This is a genomic window from Allobosea sp. GW821-FHT09G06 (assembly GCF_059416005.1).
Genome location: NZ_JBWKOI010000001.1, coordinates 1981043 through 2000805, shown reverse-complemented (window position 1 = coordinate 2000805; position 19763 = coordinate 1981043). Strand labels below are relative to the sequence as shown.

17 protein-coding genes are annotated in these 19763 nt (G+C 66.9%); 16 read left to right on the top strand and 1 reads right to left on the bottom strand.

The annotated features are described in order from the left end of the window. Positions 1–212: 212 nt before the first annotated feature. From AC07NY_RS09865 to AC07NY_RS09840, 6 genes are all read left to right on the top strand, one after another. Entirely contained in the window at positions 213–1742 is a 1530-nt protein-coding gene (locus AC07NY_RS09865; RefSeq protein ID WP_494583560.1) for an ABC transporter substrate-binding protein, read from the top strand. Between the two features lie 68 nt (positions 1743–1810). Further along, the gene (locus AC07NY_RS09860) at positions 1811–3424 is read left to right on the top strand and encodes a serine hydrolase domain-containing protein (RefSeq protein WP_494583559.1); all 1614 of its coding nucleotides are present in this window, start codon (positions 1811–1813) and stop codon (positions 3422–3424) included. Between the two features lie 326 nt (positions 3425–3750). Further along, entirely contained in the window at positions 3751–4779 is a 1029-nt protein-coding gene (locus AC07NY_RS09855; protein WP_494583558.1) for an extracellular solute-binding protein, read from the top strand. A 68-nt stretch (positions 4780–4847) separates the two neighbouring features. Next, a complete protein-coding gene (locus AC07NY_RS09850; protein WP_494583557.1) occupies positions 4848–6026 on the top strand; it encodes an ABC transporter ATP-binding protein in 1179 nt (392 codons plus the stop codon). Beyond that, a complete protein-coding gene (locus AC07NY_RS09845) occupies positions 6023–6859 on the top strand; it encodes an ABC transporter permease (protein ID WP_494583556.1) in 837 nt (278 codons plus the stop codon). The genes AC07NY_RS09850 and AC07NY_RS09845 overlap by 4 nt, the downstream gene beginning before the upstream one ends. A gap of 5 nt (positions 6860–6864) precedes the next feature. After that, positions 6865–7662 (top strand): ABC transporter permease, encoded by a 798-nt coding sequence (locus tag AC07NY_RS09840; protein ID WP_494583555.1) that lies wholly within the window; start codon positions 6865–6867, stop codon positions 7660–7662. Here the strand turns inward: AC07NY_RS09840 and AC07NY_RS09835 are convergent. Beyond that, complete coding sequence (locus tag AC07NY_RS09835) at positions 7570–8622, bottom strand: LysR substrate-binding domain-containing protein (RefSeq protein ID WP_494583554.1); 1053 nt, start codon at positions 8620–8622, stop codon at positions 7570–7572. The two genes, AC07NY_RS09840 and AC07NY_RS09835, sit on opposite strands and share 93 nt — an antisense overlap. Positions 8623–8873: 251 nt before the next feature. Between AC07NY_RS09835 and AC07NY_RS09830 the strand changes: the two genes are divergently transcribed. The 10 genes from AC07NY_RS09830 to AC07NY_RS09785 all read left to right on the top strand — a co-directional run bounded on the left by AC07NY_RS09830 (position 8874) and on the right by AC07NY_RS09785 (position 19603). Further along, positions 8874–10571: a class I adenylate-forming enzyme family protein gene (locus AC07NY_RS09830; protein ID WP_494583553.1), complete on the top strand. Its 1698-nt coding sequence runs from the start codon at positions 8874–8876 to the stop codon at positions 10569–10571. Beyond that, positions 10568–12016 (top strand): amidase, encoded by a 1449-nt coding sequence (locus AC07NY_RS09825; RefSeq protein ID WP_494583552.1) that lies wholly within the window; start codon positions 10568–10570, stop codon positions 12014–12016. The genes AC07NY_RS09830 and AC07NY_RS09825 overlap by 4 nt, the downstream gene beginning before the upstream one ends. Beyond that, the gene (locus AC07NY_RS09820) at positions 12013–12858 is read left to right on the top strand and encodes an amidohydrolase family protein (RefSeq protein WP_336814267.1); all 846 of its coding nucleotides are present in this window, start codon (positions 12013–12015) and stop codon (positions 12856–12858) included. The genes AC07NY_RS09825 and AC07NY_RS09820 overlap by 4 nt, the downstream gene beginning before the upstream one ends. 118 nt (positions 12859–12976) lie before the next feature. Beyond that, positions 12977–14032 carry an NAD(P)H-dependent flavin oxidoreductase gene (locus tag AC07NY_RS09815; protein WP_494583551.1) on the top strand — a complete coding sequence of 352 codons (1056 nt, stop codon included), beginning with the start codon at positions 12977–12979 and terminating at the stop codon, positions 14030–14032. A 93-nt stretch (positions 14033–14125) separates the two neighbouring features. Then, positions 14126–15637, top strand: coding sequence for a MocR-like pyridoxine biosynthesis transcription factor PdxR (gene pdxR / locus AC07NY_RS09810; RefSeq protein ID WP_494583550.1), 1512 nt, complete (start codon positions 14126–14128; stop codon positions 15635–15637). A gap of 140 nt (positions 15638–15777) precedes the next feature. Beyond that, entirely contained in the window at positions 15778–16551 is a 774-nt protein-coding gene (locus AC07NY_RS09805; RefSeq protein ID WP_494583549.1) for an ABC transporter ATP-binding protein, read from the top strand. A 31-nt stretch (positions 16552–16582) separates the two neighbouring features. Beyond that, positions 16583–17365: a transporter substrate-binding domain-containing protein gene (locus AC07NY_RS09800; protein WP_494583548.1), complete on the top strand. Its 783-nt coding sequence runs from the start codon at positions 16583–16585 to the stop codon at positions 17363–17365. Between the two features lie 45 nt (positions 17366–17410). Beyond that, positions 17411–18109 (top strand): ABC transporter permease, encoded by a 699-nt coding sequence (locus AC07NY_RS09795; RefSeq protein ID WP_494583719.1) that lies wholly within the window; start codon positions 17411–17413, stop codon positions 18107–18109. Next, the gene (locus AC07NY_RS09790) at positions 18106–18834 is read left to right on the top strand and encodes an ABC transporter permease (RefSeq protein WP_494583547.1); all 729 of its coding nucleotides are present in this window, start codon (positions 18106–18108) and stop codon (positions 18832–18834) included. The genes AC07NY_RS09795 and AC07NY_RS09790 overlap by 4 nt, the downstream gene beginning before the upstream one ends. Further along, on the top strand, positions 18821–19603 hold the full coding sequence (locus tag AC07NY_RS09785; protein ID WP_494583546.1) for an inositol monophosphatase family protein: 783 nt from the start codon (positions 18821–18823) through the stop codon (positions 19601–19603). The genes AC07NY_RS09790 and AC07NY_RS09785 overlap by 14 nt, the downstream gene beginning before the upstream one ends. Positions 19604–19763: the final 160 nt, after the last annotated feature.

Below are 19763 nucleotides of genomic sequence, written 5' to 3'. Positions count from 1 at the left end.
CTCGCTTCAACCAGAGTTCGCGGGAACCATGCCGCCGCCGAAGCCCGGAATCCAGCCCTGCGTGACGGCCAGCCGCATTCGGACCGGAGACGCTGGAATCGTCTCGCTCACGGATGTTTCGCCGAAACCCGCGCAGAGCATCGCTTGACAGTGCTCCAGGCGAATGATTGCCTATTATGGTCTATATAACATAATTACGGAATAAAAAAACGATGAGGAAACTGCTTGCACTCGTGGGGGTCGCCGCGTCGATCTCGCTTTCTTCCGTCGCGCCGAGTCCTGCCCAGCAGGCCGGCGGCATCGTCAATGTCGCGGTGATCGGCGAGCCCGCCTCGCTCGACCCCGGCATCAGCGCGACCGACCTCGTCGGCATGATCTCGCAGCATGTCTTCGAGACGCTCTTCACCTTCGACAGCAAGTGGAACGTGACGCCGCTCCTGGCCGAGGCGATGCCGACGATCAGCGCCGACGGTACGGTCTACAACATCGCGCTCCGCCAGGGCATCAAGTTCCATAACGGTCGCGAGATGACCGCCGAGGATGTCGTCGCCTCGTTGAAGCGCTGGATGGAGGTCGCCTCCCGCGGCAAGCAGACGGCGCTCTATGTCAAGTCGGTCGCCGCGACCGGGCCGAGCGAGGTCACCATCACCCTGAGCCAGCCCTATGCGCCGCTGCTCTCGCTGCTCGCCTTCAACAACTCCGCTGCCGCGATCATGCCGGCCGAGGCCTTGGCAACGCCGCTCAAGGAGGTAATCGGCACCGGCCCCTACAGGCTCAAGGAACACAAGCCGGACCAGTATGTTCAGCTCGCCCGCTTCGACGGCTACAAGCCGCGCAGCGAGAAGGCCGACGGCTTCGGCGGCGCCCGCATCGCCAAGCTCGACGAGATTCGCTTCGTCCCGGTGCCCGATGCCAATACCCGCGTCGAGGCCGCCATCGCCGGCCAGTACGATTATGTCGACTCCCTGCCCGTGGAAGCTTTCGCGCGGTTGGAGAAGGGCAAGGCGAAGCCCGCCCTGCTGAACAATTTCGGCTGGCCGATCTTCGTGATGAACAACAAGGAAGGCCCGCTCAAGAACGAGAAGATCCGCAAGGCGGTTCAGGCGGCCCTCAGCGAGACGGACATGCTGGCCGCCGGCTTCGGCGATCAGAAGTTCTACGCCGTCGACGGCGCGATGTATCCGGAAGGCTATGCCTGGCGCAGCGATGTCGGCGTCAAGGGCAACTACAACATCGCCGACGACAAGAAGGCGGGCGCCCTGCTCAAGGAGGCCGGCTACAAGGGCGAGCCGATCCGCATCCTGACCAGCCGCCAGTACGAGTTCCACTACAAGATGGCGCAGGTCGCGCAGATCTATCTGGAACAGGCCGGCTTCAAGGTCGACCTCCAGGTCAGCGACTGGGCGACCATGATCCAGCGCAACAAGAAGCCCGAGCTCTGGGAGGTCTTCATCACCCACAGCCCCTTCCTGCCGGAGCCGGCGCTGAACTTCATCCTGTCGAAGACCGCCGGCGGTTGGTGGGATACGCCGGAGAAGGAAAAGGCACTCGACGCCTTCAACAGCGCGACCAACCAGGACGCCCGCGTCAAGCACTGGGTCGAGTTGCAGAAGCTGATCTTCGAGCAGGCCCCGATCGTGAAGATCGGCAACTTCAGCGCGCTCTCGGCCGTCGCGCCGGGTCTCACAGGCTTCACCCCGTCGCCCTGGCCAGCCTTCTGGAACGTCGAGATCAAGCGCTAAGCCTCAAGCGCCGCGTTTCCCCCGGAAGCGCGGCGCTTCCACATCAGCCTCCAGCCTAAAAGCCTGCCATGTCCCGCGCCTCTCTCGCCCTCGATCCCGCCACGATCGCCGCCCGCATCGCCCCGCATGTCGCGGCCTGGAACAGCGAGACCTCGCCGGGCATGATGCTCGCCGTCCTCTCCGGCGGCGCGGTCATGCACGAGGCAGCCTATGGCATGGCCGATCTCGCCAACGGCATCCCCCTCTCCAGCCGCTCGGTGGTGCGCATCGCCTCGCAGAGCAAGCAGTTCACCACCTGGCTGCTGCTGGCGCTGGAGCGCGAGGGCCGTCTGTCCCTGCAGGACGATATCCGCACCCATCTGCCCTGGCTGCCCGATTACGGCCGGACGATCACCCTGCATCATCTCGCCTCGAACACCTCGGGCCTGCGCGACATCCTGGAGATGATGACGATCGGCGGCGTGCCGATCCTCGCTCCCTCCTCGCGCCAGTACGCCTGCGACGTCGTGGGCCGGCAGAGCGAGCTCAATTTCGAGCCGGGCTATGACCTGCTCTACAGCAACAGCAATTTCCTGCTGCTCTCCGAGATCCTGGAGAAGGTCTCGGGGCTCAGCTTCAACGACCTCCTGAAGGAGCGCATCACCGGCCCGCTCGGCATGCACGACACGGCGCTGATGCCGCGCGACGACGTGATCCTGCCGCGGCTCGCAGGCCATCACCGTCGCGGGCCGGATGGCGAGTGGCTGAAGGCCGCCTGGGGCATCGCCATCGGCGGCGAAGGCGGCATGGTCTCGACGCTGCACGACATGATCATCTGGCAGCAGAACCTGCGCCAGCCGAAGATCGGCGACGCCCAGATGATCGCGCGCATGGAAGATGCCGGCGTGACGATCAACGGCGTGCCCTCGCCCTATGGCTACGGGCTGGTGCGAGACAATGGCGATCTCAGCGAGGCGGTCGGCCATGGCGGCTGGATCGCCGGTGCACGCTCGGAATCGGTGCGCTTCAAGAAAGCCGATCTCGGCATCGTCCTTCTCGCCAACCACGACGATTGCGCGCCCTATGTTCTAGCCCGCTCGATCGCGCGCGACCTGTTGGGCACCGCCCACGAAGATCAGAAACAGGCATTTGATCTTCCCGCCGGCACCTATCGCGACGAGACCGGCGACGACGCGTTTCAGATCGAACTGCGCCAGGGCCAACCCTATCTGATCATGAACATGGGCGGCGCGCCGCTCCTGCCTGTCGGCGACAGAGGCTGGCAGCCGCAGGCCTCGATCCCGGCTTTCGCGCTGAAGCTGGAAGCCGGTGGCGCGCTATCCGCGACGCGCTTCGGCCGCACCCGCCGCTTCATTCCGATCGGACCGACCACGTCCCCGATCGATCGCTTCGCCGGCAGGAGCTTCGCGGCAGAATCCGGCGCCTTCCGCGGCGAGACCCGCAAGGTTGGCCCCGAGTTGCATCTCACCCTGTCCTCGCCCGAGGGCAGCCAGCGTGTGAAGCTGATCGCCCATGGCGATGACTTCTTCTTCGCCCATCCCGTCAGCACCGCGGTTCACGACCAGTGGCGCGTCTGCCCCTGGGTGCTGCCCTGGCTGTTCACCGTCCGCATCGCGAACGATTGCCTGATCATCAACAGCGACCGCACCAAGCGGTTGGTGCTGAGCGAGACTGGCCGGTAGGCGGCAGAGCCACCCCCCTTGTCATTCCGGGGCTTCGCGTAAGCGAAGAACCCGGAACCCACGACCGGGTGAGCCCCTCGCAACCGAACACGTCATGCCTCACCCAGTCGCGGGTTCCGGGTTCGCGCCTTTGGCGCGCCCCGGAATGACACAACGCGCGCCCGGAAATAGGCCGTCCACCCCAGGCTCTCGCTCGCCTCGCCCCACTCATAACTTCCTGGAATGAAGTTCGGATTCCTTTGAATTTGCAATGAGGGGCCGCACCCTGGAGTCTCCCATCATCGAGGTCGCACAGAACGGCCTGCATGAGAATCGGGAGCCATCAAATGAAGCCATGGGTGTTCGCATTGTCGATGCTGGCGGCCAGCGCCGGCCCGAGCGCGGCCGAAGTCATTCACGCGACCTGGGGCGGCGGCGGCGCGGCCGTGCTGCGCGAGCATTTCCAGGTTCCGTTCACCCAGAAGACCGGCATCGCCGCCCGCATGGCCGAGGTGCCGAACACGGCCGGCGCCGTCCGCTCGCCGTCCGCCTCGCAATATAACGTGGTCGAGGTCACCTATTTCGAGGCGATCGGGCTGGCCAAATCGAACCTGCTCGAAGCCTTCGAGGACAAGGAGATCCCGGCGATCACCAACCTGCCGAAGGAGCTGGTCGTCCGGAACAAGGACGGCAAGATCGTCGGCCTCGCCACGCATTTCGGCTATTACGGCATCGCCTTCAACAACACGCTGGCCAAGGCCTCGGATTTCCAGTCCTGGAATGACCTCACCGACGCCCGCTGGAAGGGCAAGCTCGCGGTCACGCGCCCGGTCTACGCCACCTCCTACGACCTCACCATCCTCGCCCATGCCAATGGCGGCGGCGCTGCCAAGATCGAGCCCGGCATCGAGCCCTTGAAGGCGATCTTCGCCAATTCGCTGACGACCTATACCTCGCTCGCCCATATGAACACGCTGCTGACGCGGGGCGAGGTCACCGCCGCGCCGTTCTACTCGACGCGTGTCTGGAGCCTGCGCCGCGACGGCCAGAAGACTATAGAACTGGCGATCCCCAAGGAGGGCGCGCTGATGCTGCCTTATGTCGTCGTGGTGCCGAAGGGCTCGGCCGAGAGGGCGCAGACCGTCACCTATCTCAACGAACTCCTGGATGCCGCCGCGCAGACCCGGATCTCCGGCCAGAACGGCTCGATCCCGACCAATAACAAGGCCGTGCTGCCGCCCGAATACGAGCAGGATCTCGGCATGACCCGCGAGGCGCTGATGAAGAAGATGTATATTCCCGATTGGAATGTCATCGTCAGCGATTACGAGGATCGGCTCAACCGGGTCGAGCAGATCGCCGCCGGCAAGCGCTGACCACAGCGCCTGAGCCGCGATCCGCCGAACACGTTCTCACCCACTCGCTTACCCGGCGGATTCGATCGATGTCCCCTGCCCAGCCTGAAGCCCTCGCGCAGGCCGCGCCCTCCCGTGCGGCCCGCGGTTCCATCCATGTCGCCGGCGTCGCCAAGGCCTATGGCGCGACGACAGTGCTCTCCGGCCTCGATCTCGCGGTCGAAGCCGGAACCTTCGTCACGCTGCTCGGCCCCTCCGGCTGCGGCAAGACCACGCTGCTGCGCCTGATCGCCGGCTTCATCCAGCCCAGCGCCGGCAAAATCGCGATCGACGGCCGCGACATGGCGGGCCTGCCGCCGCAGCGCCGGCCGATCGGCATGGTCTTCCAGAACCTCGCTTTGTTCCCGCATTTCTCGGTCGAGGAGAACGTCGCCTACGGCCTGCGCCTGCGCAACGTGCCGGAGGCCGAACTGCGCCGGAAAGTCGGAACCTTCCTCGACCTCGTCGGGCTCGGCCATCTCGGCAACCGCCGCATCTCGCAGCTCTCCGGCGGCCAGAAGCAGCGCGTGGCGCTGGCCCGTTCGCTGGTGCTCGAACCCTCGATCCTGCTGCTCGACGAGCCGCTCTCGGCGCTCGACCTGCAGCTCCGCAAGCAGCTGCAAGTCGCCCTCAAGGAGATCCAGCGCGAGCTCGGCACGACCTTCGTCTTCGTCACCCACGACCAGGAAGAAGCGACCCTGATGTCGGATCGCATCGTGGTGATGAGCGCAGGCGCGATCCAGCAATACGACACGCCCCCAGTGATCTATTCGCAGCCCGCCAATCTCTTCGTCGCCAAGTTCGTCGGCGAGCTCAACGAGATTCCCGGCCGCATCGCCGCAGTGACGGCCGGCACGGTCGAGATCGACGGACCGGGCGGCCGCCATGCCTTGCCGGCGAGCGGCATCCGCGGCTTCTCGCCTGCCCCCGGCGCAGCCTGCGTGATCGGCTTGCGCCCCGAACGCATCGCGATTCTGCCACCGGACGCCGATACCGGCGGGCGCATCACGCTGCCGGGAACCGTCGTCGAGCGCATCGCGCTGGGGCCGGTCCTGCGCTTCACCCTGCGCTGCGGCGAGCAGCGGCTGGTCGCGGTGCGGCTGACCAGCGACGGCGCCGCCCTGCCGGAAGCGGGCTCGCCCTGCCGCGTCGCCTTCGACCCCGCCGACGCGCAGATCTTCGAACCGCTGGCAGCACCCGCCGCCGCGAGCTTCGGAGAGAAGCCATGACGGAGACGCAACCTGCCTCGCCGGCCAAGGCGCTGCTGCTCCTGCCGGTCCTCGTCCTGCTCGGCCTGTTCTTCGCCTCGGTCTTCCAGCTCTTCTCGAACGGCTTCGCCGATGCCGATGGCTGGTCGCTGCGCTACTTCCGGCAAATCCTCAACCGCAGCGACTATCAGGTCATCTTCGCGCGGACGATCCTGTCCTCGCTGACGGTGGCGCTGCTCTCGGTGGCCCTGTCCTATCCGATCGCGCTCCTGCTCTGGCGGCTCGAGCGCTGGCGCAACACGCTCCTGATCGTGGTCCTCGTGCCCTGGCTCGTCAGCCTGGTCGTGCGCACCTATGGCTGGCTCGTCCTGCTCGGCCCCAAGGGCGTGATCAACGGCATGCTGGCCTGGACCGGCATCATCCAGCAGCCATTGGCGCTGATGTTCAACGATCTCGGCATCGTCATCGGCCTGACCCATGTGCTGATCCCCTTCGCGGTGATCTCGATCCTGTCATCGCTGCTGGCGATCGAGAGCAATCTGGAGGAGGCGTCGGGCGTGTTGGGCGCGAGTCGCTTCCAGACCTTCCGGCGCATCGTGCTGCCGCTGTCGCTGCCGGGCGCCTTCACGGCGCTGATCGTGATCTTCCTGGCGAGCATCGGCGCGATCGTCACGCCGATCGTGCTCGGCGGCATGTCACATCAGTTCGTGGGATCGCAGATTTACCAGGAGGTCATGTACACCTTCAATCTGAACAAGGCCGCGGCCTGGTCGATCTGCCTGCTCGCCATCAGCTTCCTGTCGCTGCTCCTGCTGAAAGCCATCGAGCGCCGGCTGATCGGGACCATGGAGTGAGCGCGATGACGGCAAATCCCAAACTCTCGACCTGGGCCGGCATCCTGCTGCTGGTCTCGCTGCCGGCGCCGATCCTGATCATCATCGGCGCCTCCTTCAGCGACACCAGCTATATCCAGTTCCCGCCGGAGGGTCTGAGCCTGCGCTGGTATCGCGATGCGCTGTTCGATCCGCGCTGGCCGCGCGCCTTCGCGATCAGCGTCGGCATCGCGGCGGTGACGGCAGTGATCGTCACCATCGTCAACTTCATGGCCGCCTATTACACGCAGCGCCATGCGCCGAAGCTCGCGACATGGCTGGAGCTGGCGATCTTCTCGCCATTGTTCTTCCCGCATGCCGCGATGGGCGTCGCCATGGTCGCGCTCGTCGCCCAGTTCGGGCTGATCGGCACGGCGCCGGGCATCGTGCTCGCCCATCTCATCGTGACGCTGCCCTTCTCCTACCGGCCGATCCATATCGCCTTGCGCAGCCTCGACCCCGATCTCGTCCGCGCCGCCAATGTGATGGGCGCGAGCGAATGGCGCGCGCTCAGGGATATCGTCATCCCGATGTGCCGGTCCGGAATCCTGACCTCGCTGCTCTTCGCCGGGATCATCTCCTTCGACGAGGTCACGGTGACGATGTTCCTGATCGGGCCGAACATCTCGACCCTGCCGGTCCAGATCTTCTCCTTCGTCCAGGATTCGGCGACCCCGGTGCTGGCGGCGATCTCAACGATCAGCGTGCTGATCACCTTCCTCGCCGTGATCATCCTCGATCGCGTCGCCGGACTCACCTTCTTCGTCCGTCACGACGGCGCCTAATCCCGCGCCGTCGCGCGGGCGCCGCTGCGGCAGGCGCACGGTCAGGCTCTCAGTGGCGCGCGGATCATCACCCTGCGCCAGTGCAGCGATGCGTGTCTTGAGCTCGGCGAGAAAGGCCTTGGTCAGGGGCGAGACCGGGCGGTTGCGCGAGACGATGGCGTTGAAGGTGAAGGCGATGGTCGGCTCGAAGCGGCGCGCCACCAGATCCGGCCAGAAGCCCTGATGCACGGTCATCGGCTCGACGATGGCGATGCCGAAGCCGCGCGAGACCAGCGCATTCGCTTCGACCGAGGAGAACACCTCCGTCCGCATCTTGCGCGTGACCCGCTGCTGCTCGAACACCGCGTCGGTCAGGTGGCGCATGCGGCTGTTGCGCGTGAAGGAGATGAACTCTGCCCCTTCCAGATCGCGCGGCACGATCAGCTCGCGCCCCGCCAGCGGATGATCCCGCCGCATCACGCAGACCGCATCGGCATGGAACAGCGGCTCGGTCAGGAGGTCCGGGTGATGGAAATGGCTAACCGAGAAGCCGATATCGACATTCTGCCCGAGCACGTCGCTGCCGACGACGCTGGAGACGTCGAGCGCAACCGAGATCGCTGGATTGGCCTCGGCGAAGGCGACGAGCGCATCCGCCACCAGCGTATGGCCGATCGAGGCCGCCGAGACGATCCTGAGTTCCCCTGACCGCAGGTCGCGCAGATCGCGCGCGAAGCGCTCGACATCGCTCAGCGAGGCGAAGAGCCGACGCACCTCCTTGTAGAGCAGCTGCGCCTGATGCGTCGGGATCAGGCGCTTGCGCTTGCGCTCGAACAGGGTGAGCGCGAGGTCGATTTCGAGCCCCGCCAGGATCTTGCTCATCGCCGGCTGCGACAGCCGCATCCGCTCGGCCGCGGCCGTGACGCTGCCGGTCTCCATGAACTGGATATAGGCCTCGAGCTGTCGATGGGTGATCCGCATGCAAGGCTCCGCCACTGGCTTCGGAATAAATATAACCAGCAGGCATGATTTCTAGTCAAAAAGAAATTTGCGGCGCCCTGCCGGCAGCGGAATAGTGCGGACCAGGCCAGACGGAAAACTGGAAAACACGCCAGAGACCGGCAAAGCCTCGCAATCCCGCCACGCTCTCAATCGCGCCCAGCCAGCGACGGAAAACATAACTTCCAGACCTGTTCGACGCGAACCTGCCTTTCGAGATGCCAATGCCGCCCTTGCCCACCGACTCTGAGACGCCCGTCTGGGCCGATGCCTATGTGGCGCGCCTGGCCGCGCTGGATGTGGAGGCACGGCATCGCGAGATGGAGCGCTTCACCTTCCCCCGCAATATCGGCACCCTGCTGCGCGAGGCGGCTACTGAGGCGCCGGGCGCGCTCGCCTGGAACTTCTTCGAGACCGGCGAGACGATCACCTATGCCGCGCTCGACAAGGCCGTCGACCGGATGGCCGTGGCGCTCGCCTCCTTCGGCGTGACGCGCGGCATGAAGGTCGGCGTGATGCTGCCGAACTGCCCGCAGATGCCGATCGTCTGGCTTGCACTCGCGCGGATCGGCGCCGTGATGGTGCCGGTCAACCTGCGCTATACCGGCCGCGAGCTTGCCTATGTGCTCGGCGATGCCGGCGCCGAGGCGCTGGTCATCCATGACGAATGCGGCCCGCAATATCGCGAGGCGGTCGAGGTGGCCGAGGCCGGGAAGTTCCCACAGCCCCACCGCATCCTGCGCATGGCGGCCGAGGAGGCGCAGGAGAGCCTGCTGCCGCCGGGCGCGATCACGCTGGATGCCCTCGTCGCCTCAATTCCCGAAGGCGCGCGGCATGAGGGGCCCGAGCCCGCCCATGACGACCTCATGAACATCCAGTACACATCGGGCACGACCGGCTTCCCCAAAGGCTGCATGCTGACGCATCGCTATTGGCTGGGCGCCGGCTTCGTGAACGGCTTCCGCGACGCCCGCCGCTTCCGCCGTGTGCTCGCCTCGACGCCCTTCTTCTACATGGACCCGCAATGGCTATTGCTGTTGTGCTTCTACCAGCGCGGCACGCTCTTCGTCGCGAAACGCCAGAGCGCCAGCCGCTTCGCCGCCTGGCTGCGCGAGCACCGCATCCATTTCTGCCTGTTCCCGGAGATCGTCTTCAAGCAGCCGGAGACGCCGCAGGACGGCCAGACCGAATTGATGCGGGCCAACATCTATGGCCACCGCAAGGAGATCAACGCGGCCCTGCGCCAGCGCTTCAATGCCCCAGCGATGGAGGCCTTCGGCATGACCGAGGTCGGCCCCGGCCTCTACATGCCGCTCAATGCGTTGCACATGGTCGGCTCCGGCTCCTGCGGCATCCCCGCTCCGTTCCGGCAGGCGCGCGTCGTCGACGAGGAAGGCAAGGACGTCACCCGCGGCGAGATCGGCGAGCTCGTGCTCAAGGGCACCGGCCTGATGCTGGGCTACTACAACCGCCCCGAAGCCAATCGCGACAGCTTCTTCGGCGAGTGGTTCCGCACCGGCGATCTCTTCCGGCAGGATGCGGAGGGCTATTTCTACATTGTCGGCCGGCTCAAGGACATGGTGCGGCGGGCCGGCGAGAACATCGCGGCCCGCGAGGTCGAGACCGTCTTGCGCAACATGGACGAGATCGAAGAGGTCGCCGTCGTCCCCGTGCCGGACGATCTGCGCGGCGAGGAGGTCAAGGCCTATGTCCTGCCCGCCGCCGGCCTCAGCGGCAGCGACGACTTGATCGGCCGGATCGCCAGGCATTGCGAGGCCAATCTCGCCGCCTTCAAGATCCCCCGCTACATCGCCTTCGTCGACGACATCCCGCGCACGGCCTCGCAGAAAGTCGCGAAGACGGCCTTGACGGCCGGCGTCGCCGACCTGCGTCTCGGCGCCTTCGACAGGGTGGAAGGAATCTGGCGATGAGCATGCCCCTCTGGAGCCGCAGCGCGGCCGAGCTCCTGCCCGAGCTGCGCTCCGGCGCGCTCAAGGCCGAGACGCTGATGCAGTCGGTTCTCGGCCAGATCGAGACGCGCAACGCGCCGGTCAACGCCTTCTCCCATGTCGCGACCGACAGCGCGCTCGACGCCGCCCGCGAGGCTGACCGCAAGCTCGCCAAAGGCGCTGCGCCCGGCCCGCTCCACGGCCTGCCCTTCAGCGTCAAGGACCTCGTCGCCGTCGCCGGCATGCCGCTCGAATACGCCTCGCATGCCTTCGCAGGACAGGTCGTCGATACGGATGCCGAGGCGGTCGCCCGCCTGCGCCGGGCCGGCGCGATCCCCTTTGCGAAATCGACCACCCCGGAATTCGGCCACAAGGTGCTGACCGATTCCCCGCGCCAGGGCATCAGCCGCAATCCCTGGAACACCGATTATAGCTGCGGCGGCTCCAGCGGCGGCGCGGCGATCGCGGCGGCGATGGGCTTCGGCCCGCTGCATCTCACCTCGGACGGCGCCGGCTCCGGCCGCATCCCGGCCTCCTGCTGCGGCATCGTCGGCCTGAAGCCGAGCTGGGGCGCGGTCCCGCACGAGACCACCACGGACCTGTTCGGCTCGCTGACCTGCCTCGGCCAGATGGGCCGCACGGTCGCGGATGTCGCGCTGATGTTCAACGCGATGAAGGGCCCCGACCGGCGCGATCCGCTCTCCTTCGGCGGCTCGGCCGAGCCCGTCCGGCTTCCCGACAATCCCGTCGCGGCCCTCAAGGGCCTGCGCTTCCGCTACGCGCCCAAGACGCTCAACCGCTGGGTTGCCCCGGCGGTAGAAGCAGCCGTCGGCGAGACCGTCGAGCGCCTGCTCACGGCCGGCGCCGAGCGCGTGGCGATGCTGGACGACATCGTCTTCGATACGCCCTCGGCCCTCGTGCTGATGCGCGCCTACCAGCATGCCCGCTTCGGTACGCTGCTGGACGAACATGGCGCGCGGATGGACCGCACCGCCCGCCTCGGCCTGACGATGCAGCCGGAAACCCAGACCTATACGCGCCTCGCCCACGCCCAACGCGCTCGCTCCGAGATCTACCGGCAGGTCGAACGCCTCTTCGACGGTGCGGATGTCTTCATCACACCGACCGTCGCGGCGCCGGCCCTGCCCATCGGCCAGCAATCGGATGGCCCGCTGATCGTCAACGGCATCGACCACGGCCCGCTGCGCGACGCCTGGTATCCCTACACCATCCCCTACAACGCCAGCGGACACCCCGCCCTCTCCGTACCCTGCGGCATGAGCCCGGACGGCCTGCCGATCGGCCTCCAGATCGTCGGCCGCTGGCATTCGGAAGCGCAGCTTTTGGCGGTCGCGGCTGCGATCGAGGCGCTGAAACCCTGGGCCGCGACCTGGCCCGCCCTCTCCGGCAAGGAGCAGCATTCGTGATCATCGACTATGGCAGCCGCCCGCCGCTTCCCGCCTTCGGTCCGAAGGGCGCCGAACATCTCAAGCGCTACCGGCAGGTCTATGCCGCCAGCGAAACCGCGGCCGAGCCGCAGCAGGACCTCGCCGGCTATCTCGCGGAATACGACAAGGCCGGCGTCACGCATGTCTGCGTCAAGGCACGCGATCTCGAGACGACCTATGGCTGGCGTATCAGCAACGAGGATGTCGCCGATTTCTGCCGCGAGCAGGGGCCGCGCTTCATCGGCTTCGCGGGCGTCGACCCGAACAAGGGCATGACGGCGGTCCGCGAGCTCGACCACGCCGTGCGCGTGCTGGGCCTGCGCGGGCTCAACCTGCAATGCTTCGAGCACCATCTCGCGATCAACGACCGGCGAATGTACCCGCTCTATGCCAAATGCATCGAGCTCGACATTCCCGTGAACATCCACTGCTCGATCAATTTCGCGACCTCGACCTTGATGCGTTACGGCCACCCGTCCCTGCTCGACGAGGTGATGGTTGATTTTCCGGAGTTGCGGGTCTGCGCCTCGCCGCCGGGCTTCCCCTGGGTGCATGAACTGATCGGCGTCGCCTGGCGCCATCCCAATGTCAGCATCGGCCTCGTCGCGGTCCGGCCGAAATACCTGCAGGTCGCGGGCTCCGGCTACGAGCCGCTGCTGCAATATGGCCGCACCGTCCTGAAGGACCGCATCATCTTCGGCAGCGCCTATCCGCTCGGCCCGATCGCGCGCACCATCGCCGAGATCAGAGCGCTCCCGATCGGCGAGGAGGTGGAGAAGCTCTGGCTCCACGACAACGCCAAGCGCTTCCTGCGGCTTTAGAGCCGCTGCGGCCCTCCGGCCCAATCTTGCACTCCGGATGCGCCGAGCTTCACCTTTGAAATCGTCGCGCCGCGCTGGAAACTGCACGTCAGGCCATCGACCTGCGTGAGGAACCATCATGACCAGCACGGCACAATCACGGTTGCTCGCCCTTCTCGGAATCGAGTTGCCGATCATCCAGGGGCCGATGGCGGTCGCGACGACGCCGGAGATGGTGATCGCGGTCAGCGAGGCCGGCGGCCTCGGCTCGCTCGCCAGCGCGCAATACGACGAAGCCGGCCTGCGCGCCGCGCTGGACAAGGTGCGGGCCGGCACGAGCCGGCCGATCAACCTGAACTTCTTCTGCCACGTCACGCCCACCCCTGCCCCGGAAAGGCAGGCGGCCTGGCTCCACCGCCTCTCCGGCTATTACGCCGAAGCCGGCCTCGACCCCGCCATGCCGAAGCCCATGACCGGACGCACGCCGTTCGATGCGATCTCGGCCGGCGTGGTGGAGGATTACCGGCCGGAGGTGGTCTCCTTCCATTTCGGCCTGCCGGCGCCCGAACTGCTCGAACGGGTGAAGCGCACAGGGGCCAAGGTGTTCTCGTCGGCAACCACCGTGGCCGAGGCGCGCTGGCTCACTGAGCGCGGCGTCGATGCGGTGATCGCCATGGGGGCCGAGGCCGGTGGCCATCGCGCCAGCTTCCTGACCGACCGGATGTCGGAGCAGGTCGGCACTTTCGCTCTCGTCCCGCAGATCGTCGATGCCGTGTCCGTGCCCGTCGTCGCAGCCGGCGGCATCGTGGACCGGCGTGGCGTCAACGCCGCCTTCGCGCTGGGCGCGGCCGCCGTGCAGGCCGGCACGGCCTATCTGTTCACGCCCGAAGCCGCCATCTCCGCCGTCTACCGCAAGGCCCTGGGCATGGGCGAGCGGCCGACGGCGATCACCAACCTGTTCACCGGCCGGCCGGCGCGCGGCATCGTCAACCGGCTGATGACGGAGGTCGGCCCGCTCTCGGAACTGGCCCCGCCCTTCCCCACCGCCGGCACGATGCTCGGGCCGCTGCGCAGCGCCGCGGAGACGACAGGGCGCGACGACTTCAGCCTGCTCTGGGCCGGGCAGGCATTCCCGCTCGCCAGGCCGAAGTCCTCTGCCGAACTCACCCTCGCGCTCGCAGGCCGCTCCGGTTGAGCGATCCAATCACCGGCTGAGTCTTCGGAAATCCACTTGGAGAATTCGGCATTTAAGTCCATTCGGGAGGTCGGATCAGCCTGCCGAGGGTGAATGGTCAACCTGTTCAACTATCCCGTCTGGAACCTGATCAGGCTCGAACGCGACAGCGACGCCCCGCTCTATGAGCAGATTTTTGCCCGCTTCCGGGCGGGCATCATCGAGGGCGTGCTGCCGCGCGGGACGCGCCTGCCGCCCAGCCGTGTCCTGGCCAAGGAATTGTCGATCGCCCGCAATACCGTGGTGCAGGCCTATGACCGGCTGGAGGCGGAAGGCTATGTCCGGCGCAGCCACGGCTCGGGAACCTTCGTCGACAAAATCCTGCCCGAGGATCACCAGACGCGGGCGAATCCCGCCCCGCCCGCGCCGGCACCGGGCCAGGCGGCGCTGTCGGAACGGGCGATGCGGCTCCTCGGGTTCGGCCTGCCGGCCGAACGCTCGGAGACGCTGGGCCTCAGCCCCGGCGTGCCTGCTCTCGATGAGTTTCCCTACGACATCTTCAGCCGGATCGCGGCCCGGCACTGGCGCTCGCGCGCGATCTCGCAGACCGGTTACGGCGTCGGGCGCCCCGGTGCCGGGCTGACGCGGCAGATCGCCACCTATCTGGCCGAGGCGAGAGGCCTGGCCTGTGCGCCGGAACAGGTCATCGTCATCGGCAGCACGCTCCAGGCGGCGGCGCTCGTCGCCCATGTCCTGCTCGATGCCGGGGACGAGGTCGCGGTCGAGGATCCCGGCCATCTGACCGAACTCGCCACTTTCGAGCTCAGCGGCGTGCGGATCCGCCCGGTTCCGATCGACGAGATGGGGCTCAATGCAGCTGCGCTTCCGACGCAAGCCGACGGAGGCGCGTTGCCGAAACTGGTCGTCGTCTCCCCGGTCGAGCAGTTCCCGTTCGGATCCTCGATGCCGCCAGCGCGGTGCCAGGCGCTGCTCGCCTGGGCGCAGGCCCATCGCAGCTGGGTGCTGGAGGACGACTTCAACAGCGAGATCCGCTGGTCGGGACAGGCGCAACCGCCGCTCTTCACCGCCGATACGCAAGGGCGCGTCATCTATACCAGCTCCTTCAACCGTGCGCTGGCTCCCGGCCTCCGGTTGGCCTATCTCGTCGTGCCGCCCAACCTGGTCGAAGCCTTCACCCGGGTGCAGCGCGTCTTCTCACTCTACGCGCCCCAGCCGGACCAGGCCCTGGTCGCGGCCTTCATGGCGGAAGGGCATCTGGCGACGCATCTGCGGCGGATGCGGGCGATCTACCGGGAACGCTCGCTCCTGCTGGCCGACGGGCTGCAGCAGCGCATCGGCGACCGCTTCGTCATCCCTGATGTGACGGCGGGACTGCACATGACGGTTCGGCCACGCGTCCTGTTCGACGATGTCGCGGCCGCGACGGCGCTTCTGCACCGCGGTTTCGACTGCCCGGCCTTGTCGCGCTATTGCCGCGGGCCAGCGCGGCAGGGATTGATCCTCGGCTTCGGCAACACCCGGACCGAAAAGCTGCCGGCCTGCGTCGAGGCGGTGGCCGAGGCGATCGATGCCGCCTGCGACAGGGCGGGGCCTGACGCCCCGTGACGATGCAGTAGGCGCCCGCCACGGACCCAGCCTGCTACCCTTTTGGGCGATGGCCGGAACTGGACCCTAGCGAAAGCTCCGAATTGGACCTTGGGGGGCCATGATCCGCCTCACATTCTGCCGTCAGCAGCGGAGTCCTCATGAACGTCGAGCGCAGCACCGTCCTGGAAGTCGAGGGCATCCGGAAGAGCTTCGGGGACCTCGCCGTCCTCAAGGGGCTGGACCTGACGGCCCGCAGCCATGATGTCGTGACGATGATCGGCGCCAGCGGCTCGGGCAAGAGCACCTTCCTGCGCTGCATCAACTTCCTCGAATTGCCCGATGCCGGCACCATCCGCTTCGAGGGCGAGACGGTTCGGCTGGCGCAGCAGGGAGCCGGCCGGGGCCAGCTCGACCGCAAGCAGATCAACCGGATGCGCAGCCGCATCGGCATGGTGTTCCAGAGCTTCAATCTCTGGACCCACCTCACCGTGCTGGAGAACGTCGCGGTGGCGCCGATCAAGGTGCTCCGCCTCAGCCGCAAGGAGGCGACGGAGCGCGCCGAGGCCTATCTCGAAAAGGTCGGTCTGATCGAGAAGCGCAATGCCTATCCCGCCCATATCTCCGGCGGACAGCAGCAGCGCGTCGGCATCGCCCGGGCGCTGGCGATGGAACCGGCCCTGCTGCTCTTCGACGAGCCGACCTCGGCGCTCGATCCCGAGCTGGTCGGCGAGGTGCTCGCGGTGATGCGCACGCTCGCCACTGAGGGACGCACCATGATCATCGTGACCCACGAGATGGGCTTCGCCCGCGAGATCTCCAGCGAGGTCCTGTTCCTGCACCGGGGCGTCGTCGAGGAGCGTGGCCCGCCCGAGCAGGTCCTCGGCGATCCGCGCTCCGAGCGCTGCCGGGCCTTCCTCCAACGCGTCCTGTGAACCGAGCCGTCAAATAAAAGGGGAGAACGACATGCTGAAGCCAATTCTCGTCGCCGCCGGATTGCTCGGCGCCTTGACCGCGGGAGCCGCGGCAAAGGACGTCAAGGTCGGCAGCGAATGCACCTACCCGCCCTTCAACTTCCGTGATGCCAAGGGCGAATTGCAGGGCTTCGACATCGACGTCGCCCGCGAGATCGGCAAGCGCCTGAACGTCAACCTCGTCTTCGTCTGCCAGCAATGGGACGGCATGATCCCGGCGCTGCTCGCCGGCAAGTTCGACCTGATCGTGGCGAGCATGTCGATCACCGACGAGCGCAAGAAATCGATCGACTTCAGCGTGCCCTATCGCTCCTCCACTGCCCGCTTCGTCGGCGCCAAGACGCTCAACGTCCAGCCGATCGGGGCCGACGGCAAGCCGGACCCGAAGGCGCTGGCCGGCAAGACGGTCGGGCTGCAGCGCTCCTCGACCTACGAGCAGTTCATGACCAAGGAATTCCCGGGCGTGAAGCTCGCGCAATACGACACGGTCGACAACCTGCTGCTCGACCTGCAATCGGGCCGGATCGACCTCGCCTTCGCCGGGCCGATCAAGCTCGACGGCGATTTCCTGCAGAAGCCGCGCGGCGAGAAATTCCATTTCGTCGGCCCCGAGATCAACAACATCGCCCTGTTCGGCCCCGGCGTCGGCGTGGCGCTCCGCAAGGAGGACAGCGCGCTCCGTGACCAGATCGACGCAGCGCTGAACGCCTCGTTCAAGGACGGCTCCTTCAAGGCGATCAACGATCGCTACTGGTCGTTCAGCGTCCTGCCCTGATCGCGCGACGAGGCAGCGGACCCGAGAGCGGCGGAGGTCGTGACGATGGATGTCCTGATGGGCTGGGGCGGCCAGCTCCTGCATGGGACGCTGGTGACCCTGGAGGTCGCCTTCGCCGCGCTGGCGCTCGGGCTCGTCTGGGGCATCCTCGGCGCGCTCGCCCAGCTCTCGCGCTGGTGGCTGGTCCGGCAGCTCGGCTTCCTGTTCACGCTGATCATGCGCGGCACGCCGGAGCTGCTGATCATCCTGATCATCTATTTCGGCGGCTCGGTCACGTTGACCGGGCTCGCCAAGTCGGTGGGGATGGCAGCGGGCTTCGTCGAGATCCCCGCCTTCGCCGCCGGCGTCTTCGCGCTCAGCCTCGTTTTCGGCGGTTATGCCGCGGAGGTGCTGCGCGGCGCCTTCCTCGCCATTCCGAAGGGCCAGATCGAGGCGGCGGAGGCCTTCGGCTTCTCCTGGTGGGATGCCTTCACGACGGTGCGCCTGCCGCAGATCTGGCGCTTCGCCCTGCCGGGACTCGGCAATAACTGGATCTCGCTGATCAAGGACACCTCGCTCGTCTCGGTCGTCGGGCTGGAGGAGATCATGCGGGTCAGCGGCATGGCGACCGCGGTCACCGGCGAGCCCTTCCGCTTCTATCTGATCGCGGCGATCATCTTCTACGCGCTGACCACCAGCAACGGGCTCATCGTCGCGAAACTGGAACGCCGTGCCAGCCGCGGCGAACGGGAGCTGGCGCGATGAACCCGGCCCTGATGATCGAGAGCCTGCCCGCCCTGATCGAGGGCACCTGGCTCAGCCTGCAGCTCCTGACGGCGGCCCTGGTTTTCGGGCTGGCGCTGGCCGTGCCGATGGCTATCGCCAGGCTCGAGGCGCCTGCCCCGGCGCGCGCGGTGATCGCCTTCTACATCTCGTTCTTCCGGGGCACGCCGCTCCTGGTCCAGATCTTCCTGGTCTATTACGGCCTGTCGCAGTTCGACTTCATCCGCGAAAGCGCGCTCTGGCCCTTCATCCGGGAGCCGTGGTTTTGCGCCGTCCTGACCTTCGCGCTCCACACCGCCGCCTATACGGCGAATATCCTGCGCGGCGCGATCCAGGCGGTGCCGGCCGGCGAGATCGAGGCGGCACATGCCTGCGGCATGTCCGGCCCGATGGCCTATCGCGTCATCATCCTGCCGCGCGCCTTCCGGCTCGCCCTGCCCGCCTATGCCAACGAGATCGTCAGCATGCTCAAGGCGACGTCGCTGGCGAGCACCATCACGCTCATGGAACTGACGGGCACGGCCAACACGATCGTGGCGCGCACCTTCGCGCCCTATGAGCTCTTCGTCACCGCGGCCGCGATCTACCTCGTCATCGCCGCCATCCTGACCGCAGCCCTGCGGGCCCTCGAATACCGGCTCGCCAGACACCAGCGCCCGCTCGCCACGACGGCGGTGACCGCCGGAGATACCCATGTCCAAGCCTGACATCCATGCCTTCGCCGGCTTCGCCGAGCGGCTCGCCGATCTCAGCGGCACGATCATCCGCGAGGCCATCGCCAAGGGGCGGAGCTTCGACACCAAGGCCGATCGCAGCCCGGTCACCGAGATCGACCGCCGCGTCGAGGATCGCCTGCGCCGCGAGCTCGCGGCCATCCATCCCGATCACGGCATTCTCGGCGAGGAATACGAATCCATCGGCCTCGACCGCGATTTCGTCTGGATCATCGACCCGATCGACGGCACCAAGGCTTTCATCACGGGCATCCCAACCTTCGGCACGCTGATCGCGCTGGCCTATAAGGGCACGCCGATACTCGGCGTCATCGACAACCCCGTCACGGCCGAGCGCTGGATCGGCGGCGACGGGTTGCCGACACGGCGCAATGGCGAGGCGGTGCAGACCCGCAAGGGCGCGTCACTGGCCGAGGCCATCCTCGGCAACGGCAACCCCGAGCCTTTCGATGCCGGCGAGCGGGCCGCCTTCGAGCGGCTGCGCAGCGATACGAAATGGTGCGTCTACGGTGGCGGCTGCCACGCCTATGGCCGGGTCTCGGACGGCGCGCTCGACATCAGCATCGATGGCGGGCTCGACCCGTTCGACTACTGCGCGCTGACCCCGATCGTGCGCAATGCCGGCGGCGCGATCACCGACTGGCAGGGCCGCGAACTGACGATCCATTCCGGCCATCGCTGCGTCGTGGCGAGCGGCAGCCCGGCCTTGCACGCGGAAGTCCTGCAGAAGCTGGCACACTGACGGTTTCGGCGCGCCTGCTCGCCGCCTACCCCGTCCAGTCGCGTCCCCGCTGGAAAACCGGCACGCGAACAAATGAGATAGCCAGCCCAATGCCGGGATTCTGAGCCAATCCGCATTCCCTCCGGTGTTGCTAGCGTGGCCCGATGACTTGGGGCACGGC

Coding starts and splice junctions, on each gene's coding strand:
- pdxR (WP_494583550.1), top strand. CDS start 14,126: ATGGTCAACCTGTTCAACTATCCCGTCTGGAACCTGATCAGGCTCGAA.
- AC07NY_RS09835 (WP_494583554.1), bottom strand. CDS start 8,622: ATGCGGATCACCCATCGACAGCTCGAGGCCTATATCCAGTTCATGGAG.
- AC07NY_RS09815 (WP_494583551.1), top strand. CDS start 12,977: ATGACCAGCACGGCACAATCACGGTTGCTCGCCCTTCTCGGAATCGAG.
- AC07NY_RS09855 (WP_494583558.1), top strand. CDS start 3,751: ATGAAGCCATGGGTGTTCGCATTGTCGATGCTGGCGGCCAGCGCCGGC.
- AC07NY_RS09845 (WP_494583556.1), top strand. CDS start 6,023: ATGACGGAGACGCAACCTGCCTCGCCGGCCAAGGCGCTGCTGCTCCTG.
- AC07NY_RS09805 (WP_494583549.1), top strand. CDS start 15,778: ATGAACGTCGAGCGCAGCACCGTCCTGGAAGTCGAGGGCATCCGGAAG.
- AC07NY_RS09860 (WP_494583559.1), top strand. CDS start 1,811: ATGTCCCGCGCCTCTCTCGCCCTCGATCCCGCCACGATCGCCGCCCGC.
- AC07NY_RS09865 (WP_494583560.1), top strand. CDS start 213: ATGAGGAAACTGCTTGCACTCGTGGGGGTCGCCGCGTCGATCTCGCTT.
- AC07NY_RS09785 (WP_494583546.1), top strand. CDS start 18,821: ATGTCCAAGCCTGACATCCATGCCTTCGCCGGCTTCGCCGAGCGGCTC.
- AC07NY_RS09795 (WP_494583719.1), top strand. CDS start 17,411: ATGGATGTCCTGATGGGCTGGGGCGGCCAGCTCCTGCATGGGACGCTG.
- AC07NY_RS09850 (WP_494583557.1), top strand. CDS start 4,848: ATGTCCCCTGCCCAGCCTGAAGCCCTCGCGCAGGCCGCGCCCTCCCGT.
- AC07NY_RS09800 (WP_494583548.1), top strand. CDS start 16,583: ATGCTGAAGCCAATTCTCGTCGCCGCCGGATTGCTCGGCGCCTTGACC.
- AC07NY_RS09840 (WP_494583555.1), top strand. CDS start 6,865: ATGACGGCAAATCCCAAACTCTCGACCTGGGCCGGCATCCTGCTGCTG.
- AC07NY_RS09790 (WP_494583547.1), top strand. CDS start 18,106: ATGAACCCGGCCCTGATGATCGAGAGCCTGCCCGCCCTGATCGAGGGC.
- AC07NY_RS09825 (WP_494583552.1), top strand. CDS start 10,568: ATGAGCATGCCCCTCTGGAGCCGCAGCGCGGCCGAGCTCCTGCCCGAG.